Here is a 26,464-nt window from a genome sequence, read left to right as displayed (position 1 = left end):
ATCACAATGCTTTTATTCCGCTCGAGAGTACCCGTAGCCACGATGGTAGGTGTCCGCTTTACAGGGGCGTTTGCCCGTTTCTAATTCCCACCTACCGTGTGTTGTGTCGACGGCGGTCGACCAGTGTGCGGGACGGCGCGGACACGCCACCGGATTTTCACTACATCCACAGCCATGTCAGAATCAGACTCACAGGAGCAGCTAGCGGTCGTACTGCCCGACGGATCCGAACTCGAAGTCGACGCCGACGCGACGGTCGAAGACTGCGCCTACGAGATCGGGCCGGGCCTCGGGAGCGACACGGTCGCCGGCAAACTCGACGGCGACCTCGTCGCCAAGGAGGAACCGGTCTACGACGGCGCCGAACTCGAGATCATCACCGACGGCAGCGAGGAGTACCTCGAGGTCATGCGTCATTCGGCGGCCCACTGTCTCGCACAGGCGGTCGAGCGCCTGTACGACGAGGACACGGTCAAACTCGCGATCGGCCCGCCGACGGACGAGGGCTTCTACTACGACTTCGACGACCTCGACGTCGACGAGGAAGACCTCGCCGACCTCGAGGACGAGATGGAGGCGATCATCGAGGCGGACTACGACATCGAGCGCGAGGTCGTCTCGATCGACGAGGCCGAGGACCGCCTCGCCGACGAGCCGTACAAACTCGAACTGCTCGAGGAGTTCGCCGAGGAGGCAGACACCGTCACGTTCTACACGCAGGGCGAGTGGGAGGACCTCTGTGCCGGCCCGCACGTCGACTCGACGGGCGAAATCGGCGCCGTCGAACTGCTCGAGATCGCGGGGGCCTACTGGCGCGGCGACGAGGAGAACACGATGCAGACCCGAATTTACGGGACGGCGTTCGAAGACGAGAGCGATCTCGAGGACTTCCTCGAACGCAAGCAGGAGGCCGAGAAGCGCGATCACCGGCGGATCGGCAACGAGATGGACCTCTTCTCGATTCAGGACGTGACCGGGCCGGGGCTGCCGCTCTATCACCCCGCCGGGAAGACCGTCCTCTCGGAACTCGAGGAATTCGTCAAAGACCTCAACGAGGACGCGGGCTACGACTACGTCGAGACGCCCCACGTCTTCAAGACGGATCTCTGGCACCGGTCGGGCCACTACGAGAACTATCAGGACGACATGTTCATCTTCGACGTCGGCGACGACGAGTTCGGCCTGAAGCCGATGAACTGTCCCGGCCACGCCGCCATCTTCCAGGACCACTCGTGGAGCTATCGGGACCTCCCCATCCGGTACGCCGAGAACGGCAAGGTCTACCGCAAAGAGCAACGCGGTGAACTCTCCGGACTCTCGCGGGTCTGGGCCTTTACGATCGACGACGGCCACCTGTTCATCCGGCCCGACCAGATCAGACAGGAGGTCGAGGAGATCATGGACATGATCACCGACGTCCTCGAGACGTTCGACCTCGAGTACGAGATGGCCCTTGCCACGCGCCCCGAGAAGTCGGTCGGCTCCGACGAGATCTGGGACCGCGCCGAGGAGCAACTCGAGAACGTCCTCGAGAATCGCGCCCACGACTACGAGGTCGAGGAGGGCGACGGCGCGTTCTACGGGCCGAAGATCGACTTCGCGTTCGAGGACGCCATCGGCCGCTCGTGGGACGGCCCGACGGTCCAACTCGACTTCAACATGCCCGAGCGGTTCGACCTGAACTACGTCGGCGAGGACAACGAGGAACACCGGCCGGTCATGATCCACCGCGCGCTCTACGGCAGCTACGAGCGGTTCTTCATGATGCTCATCGAACACTACGAGGGTCGGTTCCCGCTGTGGCTCGCGCCCGAACAGGTCCGCGTGCTGCCCATCTCCGACGACAACCTCGGCTACGCCCACCGAGTCGCCAACGAGTTCGACGACTTCCGCGTCGAGGTCGACGGCCGCGACTCCACCCTCGAGCGGAAGATCCGCGCGGCCCACGACGACCGCGTGCCGTACCAGATCATCGTCGGTGACAACGAGGAGGACGACGGCAACATCTCGGTTCGCGACCGCTTCGAGGATCAGGAGTACGACGTCGAGATCGACGAGTTCCACGCTCACCTCGAGAGCGAAATCGAGGAGCAGCGGACCCAGCCGGACTTCCTACAGTAATAGCCTCGATATCGCGGTTCCTGCTATTTAGTCGTCTGAGACCGCCCGCTCGAGTCGACTGCTGCGCGAGCGAACCACGTTCGTGCTGATTCCAGATTTGAATCCGATCGCAATACCCATAGTTGCGGAATCGTGCATACTAGTATGAACAGAGCCGAGAAGGCGGCCCTCCAGCTACGGGCCGTCGACGTGTTGCGGATGTTGAAGGAGACGCGGACCTACGACGAACTCGCCGAGACGACGGGGCTTCCGGCAGGCGATCTCAACCGGTACGTCAACGGGCACGTCCTGCCCGGAACCGAGCGCGCCCGCGAGGTCGTCGACGACCTCGGCCGGGAGGCGTTGAGCGAGGAACTCGAGGCGCGGATCCGCGTCGACGACGAGGGGTACGTCGACAACAGCGCGACGGTCTTCGACCAGTCCTTCCTCGATCTGGCCGCGCCGGTGGTGGCGAACGGGTTCGACTTCGACCGGCCGGACGTCGTCCTCACCGCCGCGACGGACGGCATCACGCTCGCGGCCGCGCTCGCGAGCTACTACGGCGTCCGCTGTGCCTACGCGAAAAAGAGCAAGGAGACCGCCGTCGAGGAGTTCATCGAGGCCCGCCAGCGCCTGCAGTCGGGGATCGAACTCACCTATTACCTGCCGGCCTCCGCGATCGAGCCCGGCGAATCGGTCCTCGTCGTCGACGACCTCATCCGCTCGGGCGAGACCCAGGAACTCCTCCTCGATATCGCTCACACCGCCGAGGCCGACGTCGCCGGCGTCTTCGCCCTCATCGCGGCCGGCGAGGACGGCATCCGACGCGCCCGCGAACGCACCGACGCGCCGGTCGGCGCGCTCACGAGCGTCTGATCGGCTGGCCGTTCGACTCGAGTCACTACTTCTCGCGAAACGCTCGAGCGACGATTTCCTTCGAGAGTAAACGACTGTTCGGCGACCGCTGTGGACGCCGAAAATCGTCACGTATTCGCAGGAGGGAGACCGTGTGAACCATTACCACATTATTAATCATTAGGTTTATGGTGCTCCCCGCGGTTTGTGGTGGTACGCACATGACTGAGACAGTCATCCTCGGCGTGATCGGGTCCGACGCACACGTCGTCGGGATCACCATCCTCGAACAGGCGCTGGAGGCAGCCGGATTCGACGTCGTCAATCTGGGGGTCCAGAGCTCCCAGGAGGAGTTCGTCGAAGCCGCGTCCGCCAACGACGCCGAGGCTGTACTCGTCTCGTCGCTCTACGGACACGCCAAACAGGACTGCGAGGGGTTCCACCAGCGGATCGCCGACTCCGACCTCGAGGTCACGACCTACATCGGCGGCAACCTCGCCGTCGGACAGGACGACTTCGACGAGACGCGCACGTATTTCCGGGAGATGGGATTCGATCGGGTCTTCGACTCCGAGACCGACCCCGAGGAGGCGATCGAGGCCCTGAAGGCCGATCTCGACATCCGCCCGCCAGAGAGCGAACGGGAAGGGCAGACCGTCTCGGTCTGATCGGCTCCGGTTCGGTTTTCCACGACCCGCAACTCGACCGCACAGCGACCGCTGTTCTCCGTTTGTCCTTCCGAAAACCGCGACCACGTAATCGCGATGGGAAACGGCGGCCGCGTCGCCGCCAGCAACGTGCTGGCTACCGAACGATCGTCACCGGTACCGGCGACCGGCGAGCGACCGTCTCCGCGACGCTGCCGAGGAGGATCCGGCTCGCGCCCGTCCGCCCGTGGCTGCCGACGACGATGTGGTCGACGCCGTTCTCGGCTGCGTAATCGACGATCGATCGCGAGACGCCGCCGACGACGTGCTCCGTCTCGAGTTCGACGCCGTGTTCGGCCGCCTGTTCGCGCGCCGTCTCGAGGACCGCCTCGGCCCGCTCCTCGTGGTGGCCCTGTATCTCGTCGTAGTTGGCCATCGCGGTCCCCTCGACGCCGCTGACCGCGTAGAAGTCGCCCGGATCGAGGACGTAAATCGCGGTGATCGTCGCCTCCGGATACTCCGTGCATGCGAACTCGAGCGCCTCGGTCGACTGCTTCGAGTCGTCGACCGCCACGAGAACGTGTCGTGCCATACGCCCCAGTACACCGGCCGACGGAATAAGTCCACCTCCGAGTCCCGCTCGCCGGGTGTGCTATGCGTCGAGTACCCGTTCGATCGCCGCCCCGATTCGATCCGGACCCGGCCGATAGGCGTCCTCGCGGGCCGGGAGCGGAACGGGAACGTCGTACCCCGTCACCCGTTCGATGGGTGCTTCGAGGTACCAGACCGCCTCGTCCGCGATTCGGGCCGCGATCTCGCCCGCGAACCCGCCCGTCCGCGGGGCCTCGTGAACGACGACGCAGCGGCCGGTCTTCCGGACCGATTCGAGGACGGTCTCGGTGTCCATCGGGCTGATCGTCCGCAGGTCGATCACCTCGATATCGGCCGCGAGATCGTCGACCGCGTCCTCGACCTCGGGAACCATCGCGCCCCACGCGACGACGGTAGCGTCGGCCCCCGAGTCGACCACGCGCGCCTCGCCCAGCGGGACGACGGTCTCCTCGGGAACCGGCCGTCGGGCCGCCCGATAGAGCACCATCGGCTCGAGGAAGAGGACCGGATCGGGGCTCCGAACGGCCGATCGGAGCAGCCCGGCCGCGTCCCGGGCCATCGAGGGAATTGCAACCTTCAGGCCGGGAATGTGGGCGTAGCCCGCCTCATAGCTCTCGGAGTGGTGCTCGAGGGCCGACACGCCGAGCCCGTAGGGGGCGCGGACGACCATCGGACAGGTAATTTCGCCGCGCGACCGAGCACGCATCCGCGAGAGGTGCTGGTGGATCTGGTCGAACGCCTGAAAGGTGAACCCGGCGAACTGGATCTCGGCGACCGGTCGGTAGCCCGCCGCCGAGAGGCCGACGCCGAGGCCGACGATGCCCGCTTCCGCGACCGGCGCGTCGTGAACCTGTCCGGGGAAGGCGTCGAGGAGCCCCTGTGTCGCCCGGAAGACGCCGCCGTCGACGCCGACGTCCTGGCCGTAGACGAGCACGTCGTCGTCCCGCTCGAGTTCGGCGTGCAGGGTCTCCCGAATCGCCTCGACCATGTTCAGCCGCTCGGCGTTCTCGAGGTCCGCGTCGGTGAGGTCGTCGGCGCTGCCGGAACCGTCCGCGTCGCCGCTCCCCACGTCCGCGGCCGAGGACCCGCCGTCGCTGCGCTGACTCCCCGTCGCGGGTGCGACCGTATACCCCTCGTCCGCGACGAACGCCTCGCGTTGGCGCTCGAGGTAGGGCGGTCGCTCCGCGTACGCGGTATCGAACATGTCGACCGGGTCGGCGTTTGCCTCCGTCTCCCGGGCCGCTTCGAGGGCCGCCTCGAGATCGGTCTCGATCTCGGCTTCGATCGAGTCGATCGTCTCGTCGTCGAGCACGCCGCGCTCGCGGAGGTAGCGCTCGAACCGCAGGATCGGGTCCAACGGCTCCCACTCTTCCTCTTCCTCGGTGGTGCGGTAGACGGAGGGATCGTCCGCCGTCGTGTGCATCTCCCGTCGATACGTAGTCGCCTCGATCAGCGTCGGAACGCCGCGGCGAGCGCGCTCTCTGGCCTCCTTCGTGACCGCGTAGACGCCGAGAATATCGTTGCCGTCGACCTGAACCGGCTCGATGCCCGCGGCGATGGCTTTCTGGGCGAGGGTCGCCGCCCGGGTCTGTTTCGAGAGCGGCGTCGAGATCGCGTACTGGTTGTTCTGGCAGAAAAAGACCGTCTGGGCCTCGTAGACGCCCGCCAGATTCATCGCCTCGTAGACCTCGCCCTCGCTTGTCGCCCCGTCGCCGAAGTAGGTGAGCGCGACCGAATCGGTGTCGTTCATCGCCTCCGCCCACCCGATCCCCGCGGCGTGGAGCGGCTGGGACCCGACGGCGATCGACGGCGGCATGATCGGCACGTCATCGGGCGGCTCGCTGCCCTCCTCGAGGCCCATCGCGTACTCGATGATCGCCTGTGCGGAGCCGCCGCGAGCCAGCGCCGAGGGATGCTCGCGGAACGCGGGCACCGTCCAGTCGGTCTCCTCGAGAGCCGCGGTGCTGCCGACCTGTGCGGCCTCCTGTCCCGTCGCGGGCGCGAACGTCCCCAGTTCACCCCGCCGCTGGAGCGCGATGATCCGCCGGTCGAGTCGCCGCGACCGCTTCATCGTCCGGTACCACTCGAGCAGCCGCTCGTCGTCGAGATCGGGCTCGAGCGACTCGTCGACGCGGCCGTCTTCGTCGAGTATCTCGACGCGGTCGACCGAGAACGTGGCGACCTCGGAGCGTGGCATACGGACGGTACGACGCTCGTACACTTAGTGCCCGTCTCGGCGATGGCGCGTCGCGGCCGTTCGGCTCGTCGGAGATCGCTGCTCGAGCGACGACTCGCGGCGCAGAAAAATCGGCGTGAAAACCGGTCGCAGTGACGACCCGCGTTACTTCGCGCGGCCTTGATCGCCGTTGTTGGACGGCCGGACCTTCTCCGCGCCCTTGCCGCGGTTGTTCAGACCGCGGTTCGCCTTGCCGGCGTTGGTGAGACCGCGGAACGCGCGGTTCGTGTGGTCGTCGTCGCAGATCCAGTTGAGATCGTCGTCGTTCTCGATCGCGGGATGGTTCGGATCGACGAGGATCGCTTCGAACCACTTCTGCGAGCCGTCTTCACCGACCCAGTAACTGTTGAGCACCCGCATGTTGGGGTACTTTCGGGAGACGCGCTCCTCACCGATGCGCTGGATGTTCTTGCGTCGCCCGATGCGGTTGACGCCCTGTCGCTTCGAGCGCCGACCGGCTTTGTGTCGCTGCTTCCGGGCGGTCCCTTTCCGGACCGAGACCCGGGTCACGATGACGCCCTGCTTGGCCTTGTAGCCGAGTTCGCGCGCTTTGTCGAGACGCGTCGGGCGATCGATCCGCTCGATCGCGCCCTGATCGCGCCACTCCTGCTTTCGCTGCCACTGCAGTTCCCCGAGCTTGCCGTCGTCGGGGTCCTTCCATGCGTCCTTGATGTGGGAATAGAAGCTTTCTGCCATTGTATTCACCCGCGGGCGTTTGCTGGTTCAATCCCGACCGGGGCTCGTGCCCCGCGGATCACATCCCGACCTGTGGCGGCGGTGCCGTACAGGTGCCCGCTGATGCCCGCGCGAACCAGCGAGTCTACTCACTCTTCCCAACTCTCGAGTATAAGGGCTTCGAACTCCGTGAGACGCCGTGCTAGCGGTTCCCGATGCAGTCGCCCGTTGGGGCCGATTGTCGATCACCGTACCGCGGCGAAATCGCGCACGCTGCCGGGTGCCACTCCGTTGACCGTCGCGAAAACGGATCCCAACACCAGTCCGTAGACGAGATGGCCGAAGCCGAACAGGAGCGCGCTGAACAGTTCCGCCGCGGGTCCCGTGATCGGGAGGAACGGCAGCGGTAACGCCGCGACACCGGCCCGCTCCATCGCTAGCGGGAACAGGACGCCGCCGGCGAAGAGCCCGAGGACCGAACCGAAGACGAGTCCCAGCACGACGTAGTCGCTGAACTCGTCCACCAGTTGCTGGACCGCCCGCCGCGAAGCGAGGGCGGCGAACAGCAACCCGAACGCGATACTGATCAGCAGGTGGATCGTCCAGCCGACGTCGACCGCCGTCCCGGGTTCGGCCGCGAGTCCGCCCAGTAACTCGATCTGGTTGCCGCCGAGGTGGAGGACCAGCCCCATGGCGATTCCGGCGATCAGTCCGCCGGTGATACCACCGCCCCAGACGCCGACGCCGTCGAGACTCTGTGTGGTATTCTCACCCATGATTGAGGCTACGGCCGCGACCGTGTTCAAGGTGACTATTCCTCGAGTGTCGTGACCGTCTCCGGAGAGAACGATAACCTTTAGGCCGGCCTAAACAAGTGCGTGATAGCAGAGACGATGAGCGAGAACTCAATCACGGGAGCACCGGAAAACGTGGGGGACGAGCCGATGGCCGACGCCGTCGAGGGAGCGGCGTTTCTCGCCCGGTCGGCGCACAGAGTTCGCGTGTTGGAACTCCTCTCGAGCGGACCGCGTACGCGTGACGCCCTTCTATCGGGGACCGACGTGACGCGTGTCACGCTCAGCCGGATCCTCGGCGACCTGACCGACCGCGGCTGGATCGAGCGCGATCACGCCGACGACCGGTACGCGATCACGGACACGGGCGCGGCGGTGTACGACGACTTCGATCGACTGCTCGAGACGATCACCGTCGGGCAGCGCTGTCCCGACGTGCTCGACGCGCTCCCGACCGAGTGGTTCGGCTTCGAACTCCGCTGTCTGGCCGACTGCGATATCGTCGCGACCGACAGCGCCGACCCGCTCGCCGGGATGCGGGTCATCGCGAACGCCGTCGGCCGCGCTACCACCGTCCGAGCGGTCGTCGGCTCCTTCGCGAGCCTCCCGATGTACACCCACTCCGAGTCGATCCGGTCCGGGGACGCCGCCGAGGCCGAGGTCGTCTTCGACAGGGACGCGACCGCGGTCAATCTCGAGAACCCGGACCTCGTCGATCGGTGGCGGGCGATCGAGGCCGAGAGCGCGCGGCCGGTGTACTACAGCGCCGATGAGCGATTCCCCTGTAACGTCGACATCATCGACGGCGAGCGGGTCTTCCTCTCGGTCACTGACGAGAACGGCGGGTTCCGCGTCGTCGAGAGCACGCATCCCGCTGTCGTCGACTGGGCCGAGGACCTGTTCCGCGAGAAACGAACCGAGGCAGTGCCGCTCGAGCAGTATCGCTCCGGTGTCGAACCGGTCGATTCCCACGCCTGAGACGCGTTGGTGTCATCGCCCCGGTCACTATACCGTCGTCTCACCGTTTCGATTTTCGCTGTCGCTGCCGCGTTTTGTCGAGCGAACTGTGTCGCTAGACGCGTCCGTCTCGCGTCTCTTCGTCCCTACCGTACGTACTGCGTTACGCGTAACACGGCGTGTAACATCGAACGCGGGAAATCACTAAGGTATTCTTAGGTCTGCCTAAAACCATGCCACAGAGACGGACGGTGCTCGCGAGCGGCGCGAGCCTCGTCGCGGCGACGGTTGCAGGGTGTACTGGAGATCCGACTGCCGATGAGGACGAGTCCGAGAACCCGGACGTCGATCCGTACACCGTGACGGTCGAACCGAACGGCAGCCATACGTTCGAGTCGGTGCCGGAGTCCTATGCGGCAATTCCGAGCGTCTGGCTCGACATCGGGATGGCGTTCGGGATCGAACCCGACGCCGTCGCGAGCTTCGACCGCGCGCCGCTGAAGTACTACGACCTGCTGCCCGACGTGTCCCTCGATCAGGACGCGGTCACCCTGCTCGCGGGCGACGCCGAGGAGGGGTATGACAAGGAGAACTTCTACACCGCGGACGTCGACGTTCACCTCATCGATCCGCAGGCACTGCAGTTCTTCGCCAACTGGAGCGACGACGATATCGCGGAGATAGAAGACGCCACCGGGCCCTTCCTCGGGACGACGATCCGCTTCGAGTCGGATGCGCTCACCGGCGGCGAGGAGCCGGCCTACGATCTCTACGGCGCGCTCGAGAAAGCCGCGGAGATCTTCCAGCGCCAGGAGCAGTTCGAGGCGTGGCAGTCCTTTTACGACGACTTCATCGAAGGCATTCAGGCGGACCTGCCGCCAGCGGACGAGCGGCCGTCGGTCGCCGCGATCTGGCGCGGAGTCAACCCGGACTCCGGGGAGTTCCGCATCGCCGAGATCAACGCGGTCGCGAACAATACCAGAACATACCGGGAACTCGGGCTCCGGGACGCCTTCGAGGGCCGCGTCCCCGACGGGCCGATCGGCTACGAGGAACTCCTCGACGTCGATCCCGACTACATCGGCGCCGTCGGCGGCCTCACGTCGCTCACCCACGAGGAGTTCGTCTCGACGGTCGTCGAACCGTTCGAGAACGATACCAACGGGCAGAACCTGAGCGCGGTCCGGAACGGGAACATCGTCCGGACCGGCGGCCAGTACATGGGGCCGATCGTCGACCTCTATTCGACGGAGGCGCTCGCGAAGCAGGTCTTCCCGGACCGGTTCGGCGAGTGGCCGGGCGCGGTCAGCGACGTTCCCGAGGACGAACAGCTCTTCGACCGAGAGGAACTCTCGGACATCATCAACGGAGAGTTCTAAGCGGGCGATGGCGGGATCATCAGCGACTCGGGAGAAGGGGGCAGAGACGGACGGGTGGAGCGTCTCGTGGGTCGATTCCAGACTGGTCTCGGTGATCCTCGGAAGCCTCGGCGTGCTCACCGCCGCGACGCTCTTGCAGGTGAGCTTTGGCGCGTACCCGCTGACGCTGAGCGAGGCGTGGCGGACCGTGTTCGACCCGCAGGTGATCTTTCACGTGGACATCTGGCGGGCGTTCCTGCTGGGCGGTGAGATTCCGGACTGGCTCACGCCCCAGCAACTCATCGTCTGGAACATCCGCCTCCCGCGGATTCTCGTGGGGATTCTCGTCGGTGCGAACCTCGCGATTTCGGGTGCGATCTTCCAGATCGTCACTCGAAACGAACTCGCGAGCCCCTACATCCTCGGCATCAGCGACGGCGCTGGACTCGTCGTCTTGCTGACCCTGACGATGTTCTCGGGACTGGTGTCGTGGCTCCCGATGCTCGCGGCCGCCGGTGGAGCCTTCGCCTTCCTCCTCGTCTACGCCATCGCGTGGAAGAACGGGACCAGCCCGATCCGGCTCGTCCTCGCCGGCGTCATCGTCGGCTCCGTGTTCGGCTCCGTCCAGCGCGCCCTGTTCTTCTTCATCGACGATCTGGGGATCGCGATGGCGGCCCAGACGTGGCTGTCGGGGTCGCTGCTGGGAACCGACTGGGAGCAGGTCCGCATCGCGCTTCCGTTTACGATCCTCGCGCTCGTGTTGGCACTGGCCGTCACGCGACAGCTCGACATCCTCCTGCTGGGGGAGAAAACCGCCCGATCGCTCGGGATGTCCGTCGAGCGGGTCCGCTTTCTCGTCGCCGGCATCGCGATCCTGTCGACGGCCGCCGCGATCGCCGTCGCCGGCCTCGTCAGTTTCGTCGGGTTGATCGTGCCCCACATGGTCCGGAACGTCGTCGGCGGCGACACGAAACGGCTCCTCGTCGGCTGTCTGTTCGTCGGCCCCGCATTACTGGTCGGCGCTGACGTGGGCGCGCGCCTCGCGCTGAACCCCGTCCAGCTCCCCGTCGGAATCATCACCGGTCTCATCGGCGGCCCGTACTTCCTCTACCTGATGCGAAAACAGGAGAACATGGGCGAGATATAGGATTCCGGCCTCGAGCGGTACCGGTTCTACACCGAGGCACCCGACGGCTCGCTGCGATACACCGATGTCGATCACGAGCCGTGGACGCTCTACCCGGCAACCGCCGACGTCGAAACGAACACGCTGCTTACCGCGAACGGGTTTCGACTGCCGGAAACGGAGCCGATCTACTACTACAGCCCGGGCGTGGACATCGTCGCCGGTCGGAGTAAGCGTTGGAAGCGCTGACGCGGGAGACGATCGGTTTCTGTGCCATAGTGAGTCAGTTCTCGAGCGTGCAGCGCTTTCTCCCATTTGATATCGCGATATTTGATTTATGTCGGTACAGACGGCGCGTTGACCGAATCAGCAAACGAGTCGCGAGCGCGTCGCTCTCGAGCGATCGCAAGCGTACTCGAGGTGAAAACCGGGAAAACAGCGAAATCGACGGCCGATCGAGCCGTACCCACAGAATTCGATTCCGGACTGCTACAGGTGAGCCTCGACCGACTCGAACGACTCGTCCTCGATGGCGCGAGCGATGTCGTCGCTCGCGAGATCCTCGGGCACGTGCTGGGGGTACTTGCGGCGGAAGTAGCCCACGATGTTCGTCAGATCGCGCCGCAGGAACTCCGCTGCGTTCTCGTGGTCCGTCGGCACGGCTTGGGGCCAGTCGAAGACTTTGACCCCCTCCTCGTTGACGAAGACGTTGTACTCGCTCATGTCGGCGTGGACGTAGCCGTTCGCGTACGCGCGTGACATCTCAGTCAGCAGCAACTCGAGGACGCCGAGTACCTGCTCGTCCTCGAGTCGCGTTTGGGAGAGCTCGACGCCGTCCATCTTCTCCATGACGATGGCGTGGCGGTTCTGGCCGATCGGCTGGGGGACCGCCACGTCGGGGTAGAGCTCCTCCAAGATGTCGTGTTCGCGCTCGGCGGCCTTTCGGGCGGTGTACATCCACGAGACGTGGTCGTTGTCCGAGGTGTAATCTCGTTCCTTGTGGACCTTCCGGAAGTTCGTATACCCCTCGCGGTGGTACTTCAGCGCGAGCGGTTTGTACGATTTGACCTCGTAGACATCGCTTTCCTTGCCGACGCCCAGCGGCGAGCCGAACTCCGAGATCGTGTCCTGCTCGACGAGCGCTCGCAAGGCGAGCGTATCGTAGCCCTCGAACTGGAGGGTATACCCCTCGTACTGGATCGTCTTCTTCTCGACTAATCCACGCTTGAGACAGCGCTCGAGCCGGTAGTCGACTTCCTCCTCGGTCAGATTGGCGAACTTCGGGAGCTTCTCCCGCTGGACCCACTCGGAGAACCGCATCCCCTGTTCGACCCCCGAGAGGAGATAGAAGTCCTCGTCCTCGAGTTCCGGGAGCAACCCGGCGACGTTTCGCACCATGGGAGGGGGTAGCCGGCGTGTACGTAAAAACGGCGTGACGGGCGGCGCCAGTGGTGGTGTCGGCGCCGTCGGACGATCGGATTCCGTACCGGAGCCGAGCGCGTCGATGCCGGTACCGTCCCGACGCGGTAGCTCGATACCGGCTCGAGTCCAGTCGCACGCGCCGTTCGGCCAGTCGTAAATCGGTTAGTGCTATACGAAATACTTGCCTGTCGGAATCACTTTCCACCTCGTCCGCGTGGCTTTTCGTATGACGGCACTGTCCGATCGGGACTGGCGGCTGATCCGGGATGAACCTCGGAACGGAGCGACGCAGATGGCCCTCGAGGAGATCACCGCGCAGACGGCCCTCGAGGACGACATCCGAACGGTCCGAACCTACTCGTGGAAGCCGAGCACGCTCTCGCTGGGGTACCGACAGGACGCCGATACCGTCGACTGGGACTTCTGCGAGCGGGAGGGGATCGACGTCACCCGCCGACAGACCGGCGGTGGTGGCATCTATCACGACCGGTTCGCCGACATCTCTTATACGATCGTGGCTCCCGCCGACGAGGTCCCCGGGAACCTGATGGACTGTTACGAACTGTTCTGTGAGCCGATCCTCGAGGCCTTCGATCGGATGGGCGTCGACGCCGCCTTCGCGTCGGCCGAACAGGACGCCATCTACCGGCCCTCGTGTTACCTGCGGGATATCAACCCGGCACACGACATCGTCGCACCGGCGGACGCGGGCGACGAGGCGAAAAAGATCAGCGGGAACGCTCAGTACCGCCAGCGCGACGTAGTCATCCAGCACGGGTCGATCAGTTACGCCCTCGAGCCCCGGGCACACATCGGCGTGTTCGACGCCGAACTCGAGGAATCGACCTTCACCGACCGGGTGACGAGCGTCCGCGACGAGGCGGGTCTCGACCGGGACGACGCGGTCGAGACGATCGCGAATTCGCTGCGGGACTGGTGTGACGCCGAGGCATCGACGTGGCGGGACGGCGAACTCGAGGCCGCGCGGGACCTCGCCGACCGGAAGTTCGGTACCGACGGGTGGATTCGGAATCGGGAGGTGCTCGAGGCCGGGGAGGGGTGACTGCCCGCAGTCGGCGGGCCGTCGTCCGGATCGCTTGAGCGCCTTCCAGCGCCGTCGATTCCGGTGACTCGACTCGCTCCGAAGTACCTATCACGAACCGGTACTGACGAGTGGCCATGAAGGTCGGTGCACACGTTTCGATCTCCGGTTCGCGCGTCTCGTCCGACGAGGAAACCCCGCCGTACGACGATCTCCGCAACGCGGTCCACCGCCAACTCGCCTTCGGCGGTAACTGCGGACAGATCTTCACCACCTCGCCGCAGGTCTGGCAACAGCCCGAAATCGGCGACGAGGCCGCCGCGGGCTTCCGGGACGAGACCGACGAGGAACTCGAGGGGCCGTGGGTCATTCACTCGTCGTACCTCGTCAATCTCTGCACGCCGAAAGACGACCTCCGCCGGAAGTCCATGGAGAGCATGCAGGCGGAACTCGACGCCGCCGAGCGACTCGGCATTCCGTACGTCAACGTCCACCTCGGGGCCCATACCGGCGCTGGCGTCGAGGGCGGCCTCGACAACGCCGCGAGCGTCATCGACGACCTCGAGGTGCCCGACGACGTGACGATCCTCATCGAGTCCGACGCGGGCAGCGGAACGAAACTCGGCGGCGAGTTCGAACACCTCGCGGGGATCATCGACCGCACCGAGACGGATATCGGCATCTGTATCGACACCGCCCACACGCTCGTCGCGGGCAACGACCTCACGACGCCCGAGGCGGTCGACGAGACGGTCGGCCGCTTCGACGACGAGGTCGGGCTGGAGTACCTCGAGTACATCCACCTCAACGACTCGAAACACGACGTGGGCACCCACAAGGACGAACACGCCCACATCGGCGAGGGCTACATCGGCGAGGACGGCATGAAAGCGATCGTGAACCACCCCGACCTGCGGGATCTGCCGTTCGCCCTCGAGACGCCGACCGAGGACGGACGCGGCTTCGCGTGGAACATCGAGAAGGTCCGGGAACTGCGGGACGACTAACCGATCTCGAGCGTTCGCGAAACCGACCCGTTTTTACTCGAGATGGTCGTAGGACGGTCCGTGCGCGAGTTCTCCGAATCCTACCTCAGCCGGACCCGAGAGGGGATGTGGGCCGATTCCCGGGCGGCCCTCGAGCCGCTCGCCCTCGAGTCTCACGACCGCGTTCTGGACGTGGGCTGTGGCACCGGCGAACTGAGTCGCGTCCTCGCGGCGGAGTCGCCGGGCGAAGTGATCGGCTGTGACGCCGACCCCGATCTGCTCGCGGCCGCGAGCGAGCACGTGCCGGTCGTCACCGGCGACGCCGTTCGGCTGCCGTTCCCCGACGACGCGTTCGACCTCGTCGTCTGTCAGGCCTTGCTGATCAACCTCCCCGAGCCCGCCGCGGCGCTGGCCGAGTTCGCTCGCGTTTCGCGGGACCTCGTCGCGGCCGTCGAACCCGACAACGCCGCCGTCGAGGTCGACTCGAGCGTCGACGCCGAAGACGACCTCGAGCGGCGGGCGCGGCGGGCCTACCTCGACGGCGTGCAGACGGACGTCTCGCTCGGAGCCGACGCCCGCGAGGCGTTCGAGACGGCGGGACTCGAGGTGTGCGAAACGCGCCGGTACGACCACGTTCGGACGGTCGAACCGCCCTACGGCGAGCCGGCGCTGGTCGCGGCCCGTCGAAAGGCGACCGGGGCGGGGTTGGCCGACGACCGCGAGACGATGCTCTCGGGGGCGTTGACCGAGGCGGAGTACGACGACCTCCGCGGGTCGTGGCGGGAGATGGGGCGGACCGTCATCGACCAGATGGAAGCGGGGGAGTACCGCCGCGAGGAAGCGGTTCCGTTCTTCGTGACCGTCGGCCGGGTTTCCGAGAGCCGGCCGTGATCACCGCGGAGCGCTCACTCAGTCGCCGGACTGAATGACGATCCGATCGTTCACCGTCTCGACGCGACTGACGGGGATCTGTAGCCGGTCATCGCCGTCGGCTCGAGCGGTGTCGCCCGTCGAAGCCCGTCCGCGAGCGTCGACGACGAGGTCGCGGAGCGCGCCGGACTCGAGGTCCATCGTGATGGTATAGAGCGTGCCGAAGTCAGTACCGTCAATTCCGACGACGGGCTTTCCGTCGAGGTTTCGTGCGAGTATCTCGCTCATACGTCCCCGGGCCACGTCCTGTAATAAATGATTTTGGTAACGAAAACTGTCAGGACCCCGCTCTAACGCGTCGGACCGCCACAGCAATGGTGTCACGACGCCACTAGCACGTATGGCCGCGATCGAACTCGAGGGGCTCACGAAATCCTACGGGGAGGTCCTCGCCAACGACGGCGTCACGTTCGACGTCGAACGGGGCGAGATATTCGGCTACCTCGGCCCGAACGGCGCGGGCAAGACGACGACGATCCGGACGTTGCTCGGACTCGTCTCGCCGACCGCCGGCTCGGCGCGGCTGCTGGGCCGCGACGTGACCGACGAGGAGCAACTGCTCGAGGCCAAGCGCCGAATCGGCTATCTGCCCGACAGCCCGGCGTTCGACGAGACGGCGACCGGTCAGGAACTCCTCGACTTGCACGGATCGATCAAGGGCGACGAGCGGAGCACGGAGTTGCTCGAGTTGTTCGACCCGCCGCTGGACCGCGAGATCCGGGCGTACTCGCGGGGGAACGTCCAGAAGTTGGGGCTCGTGACGACGTTCATGCACGATCCCGAGCTGGTGATTCTCGACGAACCCACCAGCGGGCTGGACCCGCTGCTCCAGCAGCGGTTTACGGAGTTTCTCCGGGCCGAACGGGAGCGCGGGCTGACGGTGTTTTTCTCCTCGCACATTCTGAGCGAGGTGCGAAAGCTGTGCGATCGAGTCGGCATCATCCGAAACGGGCGGTTGGTCACGGTCGAACCGGTCGAATCGCTGCTGGACAGAAGCGGCAAACTCGTCCGTTTACACGCCGCGGAGTCGATCCCGGTTCAGTCGCTCGAGATCGACGGCGTCCACGACCTCGAGACCGATACCGAGAACGTGTCGAGCGGCGGGAGCGAGTACGTGTTCACGTTCACCGGCGACGTCAACGCGTTGCTCGAGGTGCTTCGGTCATACCGGCTGCTCGATCTCTCGATCGAAGAAGCGCCGCTCGAGGAGGTATTCATGCGGTTTTACGGCGGCGACGGCGCGGCCGATGGATCGGACGGAAGCGATCGCGTGGCCGCCGGTGCCACTGTGACGGACGACGGGGACGACGATGTTTGAACTGACGCGGTACGACGGCCGACATCGAGTGCGGGGGAGCCTCTATCTCTCGATCGGGCTCTCGCTGCTCGCCGCGATGGTCATCTGGGTCTATCCCTCGTTCGAGGCCGAGGTCGATCTGGAGCAACTGCTGGCGGCCTATCCCGAGCCGATTCTGCAGGTGATGGGCGTCCAAACGATGGCCAGTCTGGGCGGGTTCCTCTCGTTCGAACTCTACACGTTCGGGTGGATCATCCTGCTGGGGCTGTATCTGGCCTACGCCACGGCGGGAACGATCGCTGACGATGTCGACCGCGGACGGATGGACGTGCTGCTGGCGATGCCGATCTCCCGGAGGCGGCTGGTCGGCGAGCGATTCGCCGCGATGGCGGTCCCGATCGTCGGCGCGAACGTCCTGCCGCCGATCGTCGTCTACGTCGGCGCGCGACTGATCGACCATCCCCTCGCCGCGACTGACGTGCTCGCGGTCCATCTCCTCTCGATTCCCTACCTCTTCGCCTGTGCGGGGATCGGCCTGCTCGCGTCGGTCGTCTTCGACCGCGCGGCGATCGCCCAGCGGGTCGCGCTCGGCGTCACGTTCGCGCTGTTCCTCTCCGAGTCGCTCCTGACCGGCACCGACGCCGAACCCGTCGGCGCGATCGCGCCGATGCGGTACTACGATCCGAACGAGATTCTGCTCGAGGGCAGCTACGACCTCGTCGGCGCGGGCGTCCTCGTCGCGATGACCGTCGTCCTCCTGATCGCGGCCCAGCTCTGGTTCCGCCGGAGCGACATCCCCTGAGTCGGCGTCTCGACTCTCGTTCGATCTCCGTGCGTGCTGAGAGACCGCGCCCCATTTACGGTTCTCGCACCAACGTCCGGTGATGCCTTCTAAAGAGTGGGTCCAACGCAACCAGATCGCCGTTTACGCGGTCTCGGTCCTGCTCGCCGTCGGCGTCGGCGTGGCACGGCCGGCGGCCGCGCCGTTCTTCGAGCGTCTCATCACTCCCGTTCTGGCGGTCCTCCTGTACGTGACCTTCCTCGAGATTCCGTTCGGTCGGTTCCGCGCGGCGTTTACGAACGGCCGGTTCATGGCCGGCGCGCTCGGGCTGAACTTCCTCGTCGTTCCGATCGTCGTCTACGGACTCACCCGAGTTCTCCCGCAGGAGCCGGTCCTGCTCGTCGGCGCGTTCATGGTGTTGCTGACGCCCTGTATCGACTACGTGATCCCGTTTACCGACCTGGCCGACGGGGACGCCGAGCAGCTCACCGCCGCGACGCCGGCGCTGTTGATCCTCCAGTTGCTCCTCCTGCCGGGCTATCTCTGGCTGTTCATGGGGGGTCGGATCGCCGCCGCCGTCGACCCCGAACCGTTCCTCGAGGCGTTCCTCCTGCTCATCGCGCTGCCGCTTACCCTCGCGTGGCTCACCGAACTGGGGGCGACGCGGTCGGCGACCGGACGCCGGTGGCAGGACGCGATGGGGTGGCTTCCCGTCCCGATGATGGGCGCGACCCTGCTGGTCGTGATCGCCTCGCAACTGCCTCGCGTTCGGGACTCGATCGGACAGATCGCGGCGGTCGTCCCGGTATACGTCGCGTTCCTCGTCGTCATGCCCCTGCTGGGTCGGGTGGCGGCCGGACTTCTCCGACTGAATACCGGCGAGAGCCGCGCGCTCGTCTTTACGTCCGTGACGCGGAACTCGCTGGTCGTGCTCCCGCTGGCGCTGGCGCTCCCGGCGGGCTACGAGCTGGCACCGGCGGTCGTCGTCACGCAGACGCTGGTGGAACTGACCGGGATGGTCGTCCTCACGCGAGTCGTCCCCGCGTGGCTCGTCTCGGAGCGTCCGGCGTCGCCTTCGGCTCGCGGTATCGCCGAGAACGAGTGACCGTGCGCTACGGCGACTGGTCGGCGGGGTACACCGTGTTCTCGATGAGCGTTTTCACGCCGCGGCGGAAGCGTTCCGAGGTCGCGTTCGGCGAAATATCGAGTCGCTCGCCGAGTTCCGCAAGCGAACACGATCGCGGAATGTCGAGGTAGCCGGCGTCGACGGCGGCGACGAGCGCCTCGTGTTGGTACTCCGTCACGCCGAACTCCGAGCGCGTCCCCGCACCGCCGACGCTCTCTCCTTTCTCGTACAGTTTCCGGAGTTCGACCTCCAGATCCTGCTCCACGAAGAAGGCGTAAAACCGCTCGAGCGCCTCGTCGCTGGGAAAGGCGACGCGAAAGCGCCACCCCTCGCTCGTCGCGGTCACCTCCTGTAAGACGCCGCCCTCTTCGATCACGAGCGGATACACGCTCGATCGGTGGCCCTCGGGCGTCAATTCGAGTTGGTAGAGGCGACGCTCGTCGAACTCGACCACTCGGACGGGAGCGGTGACGGTCGGATCGGCTTCGAGCGCGGCGTCGAACGCCGCGAACTCGTCGCCGTCGACCCAGACGAGCAGTTGGTGGTCGCCGTCTTCGGTGAGATCAGACTGTTCCCACGTGACCGTTACGTCCGGTGTGTGCGAGAGCGCTTCGCGGAGAATAGGATAGTCGACGAGGAGCGTAGCGAGTAGCATCGTGGCGAGATACCGTCGGTAGGTATCGGTGTGGCTTTTCGGTTTCGGCTCCGACGATCACGAACGATCCGGACGGATAAAGGACGTGAATACTTACGCGTCGGAGCTATCCGACGGATCCGTCCATTGATACGCAATGGCAGACCGGCATGCGGACGGGGACGAAAAGCGAAATTCGATAGATCTGTCGTTTGCCGCATTGAGTGACCCGTGTCGCCGGTCCCTCTGTCGATACGCGATGCGGACGGGGACAGAGAGCGTCGCATCCGAGGACCTCGTCGACTACGTCATCGAGCGAGCACCGGAGACGGGGTCGGCTGAGCCCGACCGGCGGGCCGTCGAGACGGAACTCCGCCACGTCCACCTGCCGAAACTGGACGAGGCCGGAATGGTCGACTACGACCGGCAGAGCGGCGTCGTCCACGTCGACCGCGCGACGGTCGCAAAGCGGCTCGAGGACGTTCGCGCGGCGGTCGCAGACCTACAGGACGGCGCGGCGGTCAGGTAGGACGGAGCGGCTGCAGGTAGGGGCCGATCGGCGCGTCAGACGACGTCGCCGCGAACCGTCACGCCGTCCTGTCGTTCGCGCCACGAGTGGAGCTCCCGGGCCGCCGCGTCGGCCTCCTCGTCGTCCATGCCGAGCATCTCGAGGGCAGCGGACAGCGTCGGCAGCGCCAGGTCGCTCTCCCGGAGCTTCCGGAACGCCTCGTCGCTTCTGGCCCCGTCGGCCCACAGACAGACTCCGCGCGGGTCGAGCAACTGGGTGTAGTCCTCCCGGAGCTGCGCGCCGCGCAGTCGCTGCGTGACGTTGTCCTCGAACGACGAGTTACAGACCTCGAGGTGGACCGGCTCGTCGTCCCCGAGGAGGTGCGCCGCGAGACACTGCTCGGGCGCGGCGTGTCCGTTCGCGTTGGCGCGCAGATATTCCGGGTGTTCGCGGGCCCAGTCGGCCCGCACCGATTTCCCGACGCCCTCGATGCCGTGGGACTCGCGGAACCGGGCGTTCGGGTCACCTGCGTTCGACTCGATTTCGTCGGTGCTCGCGGCCGTCGGTTCGCTGTCGTCGCGCAGCAACACGTCCTTGGTCACGTAGATATCCAGTCGCTCGACGGGATCGAGGCCGAGCGCGATATCGCCGAGCGCCCACACCTCGCGGACGGGCACCGGCAGCCGGTCGTCCTCGACGGTGTCGACGAATCGCTCGAGGCGATCGACCGCGTCACTGCGGTCAAATCCAGTCATCGGTCGCCCTTGGGCGTCGACGCGCAAAGTCGTTTCTCAGCGACGCCGGGGGCGCGGTCTCGAGCGGGTTGTCGAGAAATCAGGTTTTTTACCGGTTCCCGGTGAACGCAAGCCTATGCGACATCGGATCTTCAACGAGGACGGCGACGACGAACTCGTCTTCGTCATGGGCTGGGGTAACCGCTGGACCCACGAGAACGTCAGCTGGCTCATCGGGCAGTTGACCGAGGCCGGCTACCGGGTCCACGCCTTCGAACTCCCCACGAACATCGACGATTTCAAAGCCGACTGGCTCGAGCCCGTCGCCGAGTACGTCCGCGATCTCGAGGGGTACCAGTTGCTGGGCCACAGCGCGGGCGCGCTCGTCGCACAGGCCCTCGACGGCGCGGCCAACCACGTCTATCTGAGTCCGTGGTGGGGGTACGGTGAGGGGTTCCCGGAACCGGTGTTGGAGGCGGTGTCGAAACTCCCGACGACGTTCCCGTGTCTGCCGATCGACCTCGATCGGGAGGCGCTAGGTGAGGAAGCGACCGATCACCAACTCCAGACGACGCCCTCGTGGGTCTCGCCGGCCTTCGTTCGGGAAACCCGCCGCGCACAGGACGAACTGCTGACGATCGACCACGACGCCGTCGTCTTCTGTTCGCTGCGCGATCCCGTCGTGAGCCTCCGCCCGATCGGCGAGCGGGTCCCCGCCGAACACGTCGTTCTCTACAACGGCGGCCACGAACTGTTCTCCTCCCGCGACCGCGAGCGGTACGTCGACCTCCTGTTAGCTGCACTCGAGGAGGGGGCCGACACCGTCGAGGAGCGCTCGGCGGTACCGGTCTGAGTGGACGGGTCCGCCGTCTCCGCCAGACGAAACCGTGATTGGCGGCGACCGACAACGGACCGCTAATGGACTGTAATCGCTGTGACGAGGAGGCGGTCATGCACGCCGCCTACTCCGGGGCACACCTTTGCGAGGACCACTTCCGCGAGTCGGTCGAGAAGCGGGTGCGTCGCCGGGTCCGACGGGACGATCTCGTCCCCCACGACGCGACCCCCGAGAACCCACAGACGTGGGTGATCGGACTCTCCGGCGGCAAGGACAGCGTCGTCCTCACGCAGGTCCTCCACGACACGTTCGCCGACGACCCCCGCATCGAACTCGTCGGGCTGACGATTCACGAGGGCATCGAGGGCTACCGCGACAAATCCGTCGAGGCCTGCGTCGAGCTCTGCGAGGACCTCGACGTTCGCCACGAACTCGTCAGCTACGAGGACGAGTTCGGCGTCCGGATGGACGATGTCGTCGAGGACGACCCCGAAAACATGGCTCCCTGCGCCTACTGCGGCGTCTTCCGCCGGGACCTGCTCTCGGAGTACGCCGACGAACTCGAGGCCGATCTCCTCCTGACGGGCCACAATCTAGACGACGAGGCCCAGACCGCGCTGATGAACATCCTCGAGGGCGACGTCGAACAGATGGCGAAACACTTCGACGCCAGCCTCGGCTCGCTGTCGGACCGCGAGGAACAGGACGAGTTCGTCCCGCGCGCGAAGCCGCTGCGGGACGTCCCCGAAAAGGAGGTCGCGCTCTACGCCCACATCAACGACCTTCCGGCACACATCACCGAATGTCCCCACGCGAGCGAGGCCTACCGCGGCGAGATCCAGCAGCTCCTCTACGATCTCGAGGAGAACCACCCCGGCACTCGCCACTCGATCCTCTCTGGCTACGAGGAACTGGCCGATATCGCGGCCGAGAAGTACGCCGGCGACGACGGTGCCGACCTCCGGGAGTGCGTCGAGTGCGGTTCGACGACCACTCGAGAGGTCTGTCGAAAGTGTTCGCTCCTCGAGTCGCTCGCCTGACTCCCTTACGATAACGCCGCGTCGCAGTGTTTGCACGTCGTTCGATCCGGATCGTTCGGCGCACCACAGGCGGCACAGTTCGTCGGGCCGGTCGCCCGACGAGCGTCTCTCGAGTCGGCAGCGTTCTCGATGTCTCCGTCGGAGTCGATCGACTCGCCACAGTTCGGACAGTACCGAACCGATGGATCCGTCGGATCCGCGTGGTCTCCGCCCTCGCCATCACCGTCGGCAACCTCGAGACCGACCGTCACGCCGCAGTCGGCGCAATATCCGCTCACGTTGTCCGGTCGACTGGTCTCCGTCGCTCGCTTCCGATGAATCTGTATGACGCCGACCGCGAGTAACGTTCCGAACACCAGCCAGCCGATGGGCCCCATCGCGAGGAACGCCATAAACAGTAGATATCCGCCGACGAGAAGCCCGACGGCTTTCAAGACGGTCTCGAGCGACATACCGTCCCCTCAATGGATAACTCGATGAAACTCTTTCCCTCGCACGGGCTCGCTGTATCCTCGGACGAATCTCGAAGCACGGTTGTATACGACCGTAAACGGCCGCCGCAGGAGTAGCGACGCTGGCGAGTCAGTCCGGCGACTGGCGGTCGCTCGAGACGGACGCCACGCTGTGGCGAGCGATGACTCTCGAGGGAACGAATCGACGATAAAACGCGATCGACGAAACCGAGTCGGCACGAAGGTGGTGTGTCAGTGGTGTGTCCGTGCCGCGAACGGCCGATGGCCGACTATCGGATGACGTCGACGCCGTTCTGTCGATCGACTTCCTCGCGACCGCCGTCGCTCTGTGCGCCGAAGCCGGAGCCGCCGGTTTCGACGTTCTTGCTCGCGTCGAAGTCGGCCTCGCTCACGCCCTCGATGCTCTGGCGGGACTTGTCGGCCTGCTTCTGCGTGGTGGGGCCGAGCACCTGTGCGCTCTGGACGCCGGTCATGATCGCCATGACCCGCACCTTGCCCTTGTAGTTCTCCTGGATCCGGGCGCCCCAGATGACGTTCGCCGAGGCCTCGAGGCGCTCGGTGATGTTGTCGGCGATACCCTCGGCCTCTTTCAGCGTGAGATCGGGGCCGCCGGTGATGTGGACGAGTCCGCCGCTCGCGCCGCGGTAGTCGACGTCCAGCAGCGGGTGGTTCATCGCGTCCTTGACGACCTCGTCGGTCTTGTTCTTGTCCTGGGTCTCGCCGACGAGCATCACCGCGACGCCGCCCTGATTCATGATCGTGGACATGTCCGCGTAGTCCAGATTGATCAGGGACGGCTGGGTGATCGTCTCCGAGATCCCCTTGACTGTCTCGGCGATGATCTGGTCCATCACCGAGAACGCCTTGCCGATCGGCAGGTTCGGGACGTAATCGAGCAGTCGGTTGTTGTCCAACACGATGATCGAGTCGGCCTGCTCGCGCAACTTCTCGAGGCCTTCCTCGGCTTTCACCGTGCGGGCGCGCTCGACGTTGAACGGCGTCGAGACCATCCCGACGACGATCGCACCCTGCTCTTTGGCGATCTTCGAGACGACGGGGGCGGCACCCGTGCCGGTACCACCGCCCATCCCGGCGGTCACGAACACGAGGTCCGCGTCGCCGAGGACCTCCTTGATCGTGCCCTGGGCCATCTCGGTCGCGCGTTCGCCCATCGACGGGTCGCCGCCGGCACCGAGCCCGTTCGTGAGCGACTTGCCGACCAGGATCTTCGTGTCGGCCTCGATCATCTTGAGGTGCTGCTTGTCCGTGTTGATCGCCACGGTGTCGGCACCGTCGACGCCGATGTTGTACAGCCGGTTGATGGTGTTGTTCCCGGCACCGCCACAGCCGACGATGACGATTCGGGGCTCCCCGAACTCGTCGTCGTCCATCGAGGCGTCCATCTCCCGGGCCTCCTCCTCCGCGTTCTCGAGGGCGTCTTGAACGATATCCTGCATCGTTACACCTTGGCCCAGTTGCGTTTGCCGGTCTGTTCGCTGGGACCGTCTCCCTGTTCGTTGATCATCTCGCGGACGGCCGACCGGATCGCTTCGCTCCGGTTCGGGAACTCGCCCGAATCGACCAATTGCTCTACCTCTTCGATCTGCTGTTTCGGAATTCGCAGTGTCACACGCTCCATGGTTGTATTCCCCGTTGGGTAAGACGGTGGCGCGCCCCTGTCAGACGCGGCGTGTCTTACGTCGCAACCGCCCGACATCGGGCGATTTCCCGTCTTGTCGACGGGTGTAAGACGATCCGTCTTACGCGAATAGTGGGATGTCCGGCTTGAATAATAAAACTTTCGGCGAGGGTGACTTTCAGCGTCTTACACTGGTCAGTACTGGCTACTGTCGGACTCGAGCACGTCCGCTGCGGGCGTCCGACGACCGCAGCCCGGACAGAACGACCAGTCCGATCGGACCTCGTCGCCACAGTCACAGAACAGTCGCCGCGACGCCTTTTCGCCGCAGTTCGGGCAGTAGACGTGGTCGCCGTCGAGCCGGTCACCACACTGGTTGCAGGTCACGTCCGCCTCGGATTGCGTGTCCGGCTGTGCCTGCGTCCGACCGGGCTGTCGCGTTCCGTCGGTCGTCTCACGCGCGTGGTCGCGTTCGATCTGTACTGTCTCCTCGGACGCGGCCGTCGCTCCCTCGAGCGAGATCGAGATCGTGATGTCCTGTGGATCGGTGGAACTCGATCCACGCGCACGCGCGTCGGCGCGATCGTGGCCGAGTTCCCGCAACCGCGTCGCGAGTCGCTCGTCGACCCGTTCGCGAACCAGTTCGTCGATAGCACCCTCCCCCTCACGTCCCGTCGCTGACCGCTCGTCGCCGCTCCGTGCCGACCCGTCGCCCTCGAGATACGAGCGCAGCGCCTCTCGCATCGCTTCGCTCTTGGACGCCTCGAGTCCCTCGAGTTGTTCGACGAGGTCGTCGTCGGCGCGGAACGTGATCTTGCTCATAGGCGAGTTGTCCCCCTCTTCTCACGCCTCCCATATCAATCATGCTGCCGTTCGTGGCTCGTGACACGTCCGCGCCCGTTCCGAATAATAACCCTTATGTGCATTACGGCGGCTACGTTTGAGTGCGCCCGCCCTTAGCTCAGACTGGTAGAGCAGTCGACTGTAGATCGACTTGCCCCCCGTTCAAATCGGGGAGGGCGGATTTCTCCTGCGAACAACGTGAGCAGTGAGAAATTCATCCTGAGCCGATTTGAACACGCCAGTCGCAGCGCGCGAACGGAGTGAGTGCGACCGTCTGGCATCTGTTCAATCGGGGAGGGCGGACTTCCTTTCTCGTCACTGTCGAGCAGAGACCGAATAGCCCGCCGTCTTGCGATCTTCGCCCGCGACCGACCTCGAGCCGTTCGGTCAGCAGGAGGCACCGGTGATGTGGCGGGCGAGCCGGTAGTTTGTCAGCGTCCTCGAGTGGCCGTCGTAGCCGCCGGTTGGCTTGCACTGTTGGAGCGACGACCGCTCGAGGACATCCTCGAGGTCGGGGGTGACGTGCCACGATTTCTGGCCGGTCGGAGTGTCGACCCAGACGACGGGCCACTCGCCGTGCCAGTACCAGCCCGCGTTTTCCCGTCCCCAAGTAAGGTGGATCGCTCTCGCGAAGGCGATCGCGAGGAGGTTCCGGTCGTGGTAGACCTCGTCGATAGACTTCTCGTCAGTCGGTGGCGGGTTGTCTGCACCCATACTCAGATGGGACTCGAGAGCGAGTGATAGCGGTCGGGAATATCATAGTCTCGTACTGGTGAGACCAATGTTTAAACAGATTCAGTACCAGGTAGGA

General features: G+C 65.4%; 28 protein-coding genes, 1 tRNA gene and 1 pseudogene. 17 read left to right on the top strand and 13 right to left on the bottom strand.

Features of this window, described 5'->3' with window-relative positions:
- Positions 1–174: 174 nt before the first annotated feature.
- The 3 genes from thrS (at position 175) to glmS (ending at position 3,623) form a co-directional block, all read left to right on the top strand.
- Positions 175–2,121 (top strand): threonine--tRNA ligase, encoded by a 1,947-nt coding sequence (thrS, locus tag ACT4ML_RS02310; protein ID WP_444719408.1) that lies wholly within the window; start codon positions 175–177, stop codon positions 2,119–2,121.
- Positions 2,122–2,265: 144 nt separating this feature from the next.
- Entirely contained in the window at positions 2,266–2,976 is a 711-nt protein-coding gene (locus ACT4ML_RS02305) for a phosphoribosyltransferase family protein (RefSeq protein ID WP_444719407.1), read from the top strand.
- Between the two features lie 200 nt (positions 2,977–3,176).
- Positions 3,177–3,623, top strand: a complete 447-nt coding sequence (gene glmS / locus ACT4ML_RS02300; RefSeq protein WP_444719406.1) for a methylaspartate mutase subunit S — start codon at positions 3,177–3,179, stop codon at positions 3,621–3,623.
- Between the two features lie 136 nt (positions 3,624–3,759).
- Here glmS and ACT4ML_RS02295 read toward each other — a convergent pair whose 3' ends face one another.
- The 4 genes from ACT4ML_RS02295 to ACT4ML_RS02280 form a co-directional block, all read right to left on the bottom strand.
- Positions 3,760–4,194: a universal stress protein gene (locus ACT4ML_RS02295; RefSeq protein ID WP_444719405.1), complete on the bottom strand. Its 435-nt coding sequence runs from the start codon at positions 4,192–4,194 to the stop codon at positions 3,760–3,762.
- A gap of 60 nt (positions 4,195–4,254) precedes the next feature.
- The gene (gene pdhA / locus ACT4ML_RS02290) at positions 4,255–6,411 is read right to left on the bottom strand and encodes a pyruvate dehydrogenase (acetyl-transferring) E1 component subunit alpha (protein WP_444719404.1); all 2,157 of its coding nucleotides are present in this window, start codon (positions 6,409–6,411) and stop codon (positions 4,255–4,257) included.
- A 144-nt stretch (positions 6,412–6,555) separates the two neighbouring features.
- Entirely contained in the window at positions 6,556–7,146 is a 591-nt protein-coding gene (locus ACT4ML_RS02285) for a 50S ribosomal protein L15e (protein WP_444719403.1), read from the bottom strand.
- A gap of 224 nt (positions 7,147–7,370) precedes the next feature.
- The gene (locus ACT4ML_RS02280; protein WP_444719402.1) at positions 7,371–7,901 is read right to left on the bottom strand and encodes a hypothetical protein; all 531 of its coding nucleotides are present in this window, start codon (positions 7,899–7,901) and stop codon (positions 7,371–7,373) included.
- A 117-nt stretch (positions 7,902–8,018) separates the two neighbouring features.
- Here ACT4ML_RS02280 and ACT4ML_RS02275 point away from each other — a divergent pair, with 117 nt between their 5' ends.
- The 4 genes and pseudogenes from ACT4ML_RS02275 to ACT4ML_RS02260 form a co-directional block, all read left to right on the top strand.
- Positions 8,019–8,897, top strand: coding sequence for a helix-turn-helix transcriptional regulator (locus ACT4ML_RS02275; RefSeq protein ID WP_444719401.1), 879 nt, complete (start codon positions 8,019–8,021; stop codon positions 8,895–8,897).
- 212 nt (positions 8,898–9,109) lie between these two features.
- Positions 9,110–10,255 (top strand): ABC transporter substrate-binding protein, encoded by a 1,146-nt coding sequence (locus tag ACT4ML_RS02270; protein ID WP_444719400.1) that lies wholly within the window; start codon positions 9,110–9,112, stop codon positions 10,253–10,255.
- A gap of 7 nt (positions 10,256–10,262) precedes the next feature.
- The gene (locus ACT4ML_RS02265) at positions 10,263–11,381 is read left to right on the top strand and encodes a FecCD family ABC transporter permease (RefSeq protein ID WP_444719399.1); all 1,119 of its coding nucleotides are present in this window, start codon (positions 10,263–10,265) and stop codon (positions 11,379–11,381) included.
- Positions 11,382–11,390: 9 nt separating this feature from the next.
- A pseudogene (locus ACT4ML_RS02260) lies at positions 11,391–11,609 on the top strand (DUF2071 domain-containing protein); the annotation flags it as partial.
- Between the two features lie 240 nt (positions 11,610–11,849).
- Here ACT4ML_RS02260 and ACT4ML_RS02255 read toward each other — a convergent pair.
- Positions 11,850–12,758, bottom strand: coding sequence for a serine/threonine-protein kinase RIO2 (locus tag ACT4ML_RS02255; RefSeq protein WP_138244082.1), 909 nt, complete (start codon positions 12,756–12,758; stop codon positions 11,850–11,852).
- Between the two features lie 250 nt (positions 12,759–13,008).
- Between ACT4ML_RS02255 and ACT4ML_RS02250 the strand changes: the two genes are divergently transcribed.
- The 3 genes from ACT4ML_RS02250 (at position 13,009) to ACT4ML_RS02240 (ending at position 15,701) form a co-directional block, all read left to right on the top strand.
- Positions 13,009–13,845, top strand: a complete 837-nt coding sequence (locus ACT4ML_RS02250; protein WP_444719398.1) for a lipoate--protein ligase family protein — start codon at positions 13,009–13,011, stop codon at positions 13,843–13,845.
- Between the two features lie 116 nt (positions 13,846–13,961).
- The gene (locus ACT4ML_RS02245) at positions 13,962–14,831 is read left to right on the top strand and encodes a deoxyribonuclease IV (RefSeq protein WP_444719397.1); all 870 of its coding nucleotides are present in this window, start codon (positions 13,962–13,964) and stop codon (positions 14,829–14,831) included.
- A gap of 60 nt (positions 14,832–14,891) precedes the next feature.
- A complete protein-coding gene (locus ACT4ML_RS02240) occupies positions 14,892–15,701 on the top strand; it encodes a class I SAM-dependent methyltransferase (RefSeq protein WP_444719396.1) in 810 nt (269 codons plus the stop codon).
- 18 nt (positions 15,702–15,719) lie between these two features.
- Here ACT4ML_RS02240 and ACT4ML_RS02235 read toward each other — a convergent pair whose 3' ends face one another.
- Positions 15,720–15,968, bottom strand: a complete 249-nt coding sequence (locus tag ACT4ML_RS02235; protein ID WP_444719395.1) for a PRC-barrel domain-containing protein — start codon at positions 15,966–15,968, stop codon at positions 15,720–15,722.
- 112 nt (positions 15,969–16,080) lie between these two features.
- On the opposite strand from ACT4ML_RS02235, the gene ACT4ML_RS02230 reads away from it, so the two are divergent.
- From ACT4ML_RS02230 to ACT4ML_RS02220, 3 genes are all read left to right on the top strand, one after another.
- Positions 16,081–17,058, top strand: a complete 978-nt coding sequence (locus ACT4ML_RS02230; RefSeq protein ID WP_444719394.1) for an ABC transporter ATP-binding protein — start codon at positions 16,081–16,083, stop codon at positions 17,056–17,058.
- On the top strand, positions 17,051–17,839 hold the full coding sequence (locus ACT4ML_RS02225; RefSeq protein ID WP_444719393.1) for an ABC transporter permease: 789 nt from the start codon (positions 17,051–17,053) through the stop codon (positions 17,837–17,839). Before ACT4ML_RS02230 ends, ACT4ML_RS02225 begins: the two co-directional genes overlap by 8 nt.
- A gap of 82 nt (positions 17,840–17,921) precedes the next feature.
- A complete protein-coding gene (locus ACT4ML_RS02220; RefSeq protein ID WP_444719392.1) occupies positions 17,922–18,923 on the top strand; it encodes an arsenic resistance protein in 1,002 nt (333 codons plus the stop codon).
- A gap of 7 nt (positions 18,924–18,930) precedes the next feature.
- On the opposite strand, the gene ACT4ML_RS02215 is transcribed toward ACT4ML_RS02220, so the two are convergent.
- Positions 18,931–19,599: a helix-turn-helix domain-containing protein gene (locus tag ACT4ML_RS02215; protein WP_444719391.1), complete on the bottom strand. Its 669-nt coding sequence runs from the start codon at positions 19,597–19,599 to the stop codon at positions 18,931–18,933.
- Positions 19,600–19,735: 136 nt separating this feature from the next.
- On the opposite strand from ACT4ML_RS02215, the gene ACT4ML_RS02210 reads away from it, so the two are divergent.
- Complete coding sequence (locus tag ACT4ML_RS02210; RefSeq protein ID WP_444719390.1) at positions 19,736–20,107, top strand: DUF7344 domain-containing protein; 372 nt, start codon at positions 19,736–19,738, stop codon at positions 20,105–20,107.
- A 35-nt stretch (positions 20,108–20,142) separates the two neighbouring features.
- On the opposite strand, the gene ACT4ML_RS02205 is transcribed toward ACT4ML_RS02210, so the two are convergent.
- Positions 20,143–20,841, bottom strand: coding sequence for a DUF7095 family protein (locus ACT4ML_RS02205; RefSeq protein ID WP_444719389.1), 699 nt, complete (start codon positions 20,839–20,841; stop codon positions 20,143–20,145).
- Between the two features lie 115 nt (positions 20,842–20,956).
- On the opposite strand from ACT4ML_RS02205, the gene ACT4ML_RS02200 reads away from it, so the two are divergent.
- Both ACT4ML_RS02200 and ncsA read left to right on the top strand, forming a co-directional pair.
- Positions 20,957–21,673 carry an alpha/beta fold hydrolase gene (locus ACT4ML_RS02200; protein ID WP_444719388.1) on the top strand — a complete coding sequence of 239 codons (717 nt, stop codon included), beginning with the start codon at positions 20,957–20,959 and terminating at the stop codon, positions 21,671–21,673.
- A gap of 65 nt (positions 21,674–21,738) precedes the next feature.
- Positions 21,739–22,698: a tRNA 2-thiolation protein NcsA gene (ncsA, locus tag ACT4ML_RS02195; protein WP_444719387.1), complete on the top strand. Its 960-nt coding sequence runs from the start codon at positions 21,739–21,741 to the stop codon at positions 22,696–22,698.
- 5 nt (positions 22,699–22,703) lie between these two features.
- On the opposite strand, the gene ACT4ML_RS02190 is transcribed toward ncsA, so the two are convergent.
- From ACT4ML_RS02190 to ACT4ML_RS02175, 4 genes are all read right to left on the bottom strand, one after another.
- Positions 22,704–23,150: a hypothetical protein gene (locus tag ACT4ML_RS02190; RefSeq protein ID WP_444719386.1), complete on the bottom strand. Its 447-nt coding sequence runs from the start codon at positions 23,148–23,150 to the stop codon at positions 22,704–22,706.
- Positions 23,151–23,440: 290 nt separating this feature from the next.
- Positions 23,441–24,628, bottom strand: a complete 1,188-nt coding sequence (ftsZ, locus tag ACT4ML_RS02185; protein ID WP_138244096.1) for a cell division protein FtsZ — start codon at positions 24,626–24,628, stop codon at positions 23,441–23,443.
- Positions 24,629–24,630: 2 nt separating this feature from the next.
- A complete protein-coding gene (locus ACT4ML_RS02180; protein ID WP_138244097.1) occupies positions 24,631–24,810 on the bottom strand; it encodes a ribbon-helix-helix domain-containing protein in 180 nt (59 codons plus the stop codon).
- Between the two features lie 195 nt (positions 24,811–25,005).
- On the bottom strand, positions 25,006–25,632 hold the full coding sequence (locus ACT4ML_RS02175) for a double zinc ribbon domain-containing protein (RefSeq protein ID WP_444719385.1): 627 nt from the start codon (positions 25,630–25,632) through the stop codon (positions 25,006–25,008).
- A gap of 128 nt (positions 25,633–25,760) precedes the next feature.
- On the opposite strand from ACT4ML_RS02175, the gene ACT4ML_RS02170 reads away from it, so the two are divergent.
- Positions 25,761–25,834 (top strand) — tRNA-Tyr (locus tag ACT4ML_RS02170).
- 206 nt (positions 25,835–26,040) lie between these two features.
- Here the strand turns inward: ACT4ML_RS02170 and ACT4ML_RS02165 are convergent.
- Entirely contained in the window at positions 26,041–26,367 is a 327-nt protein-coding gene (locus tag ACT4ML_RS02165) for a hypothetical protein (protein WP_444719384.1), read from the bottom strand.
- Positions 26,368–26,464 lie beyond the last annotated feature (97 nt).

It is taken from the genome of Natrinema sp. LN54 (genome assembly GCF_052439245.1).
In the GTDB taxonomy this organism is placed as follows: domain Archaea; phylum Halobacteriota; class Halobacteria; order Halobacteriales; family Natrialbaceae; genus Natrinema; species Natrinema versiforme_A.
The sequence above is the reverse complement of the archived record's forward strand: the minus strand, read 5'-3'. Positions and strand labels throughout refer to the sequence as shown.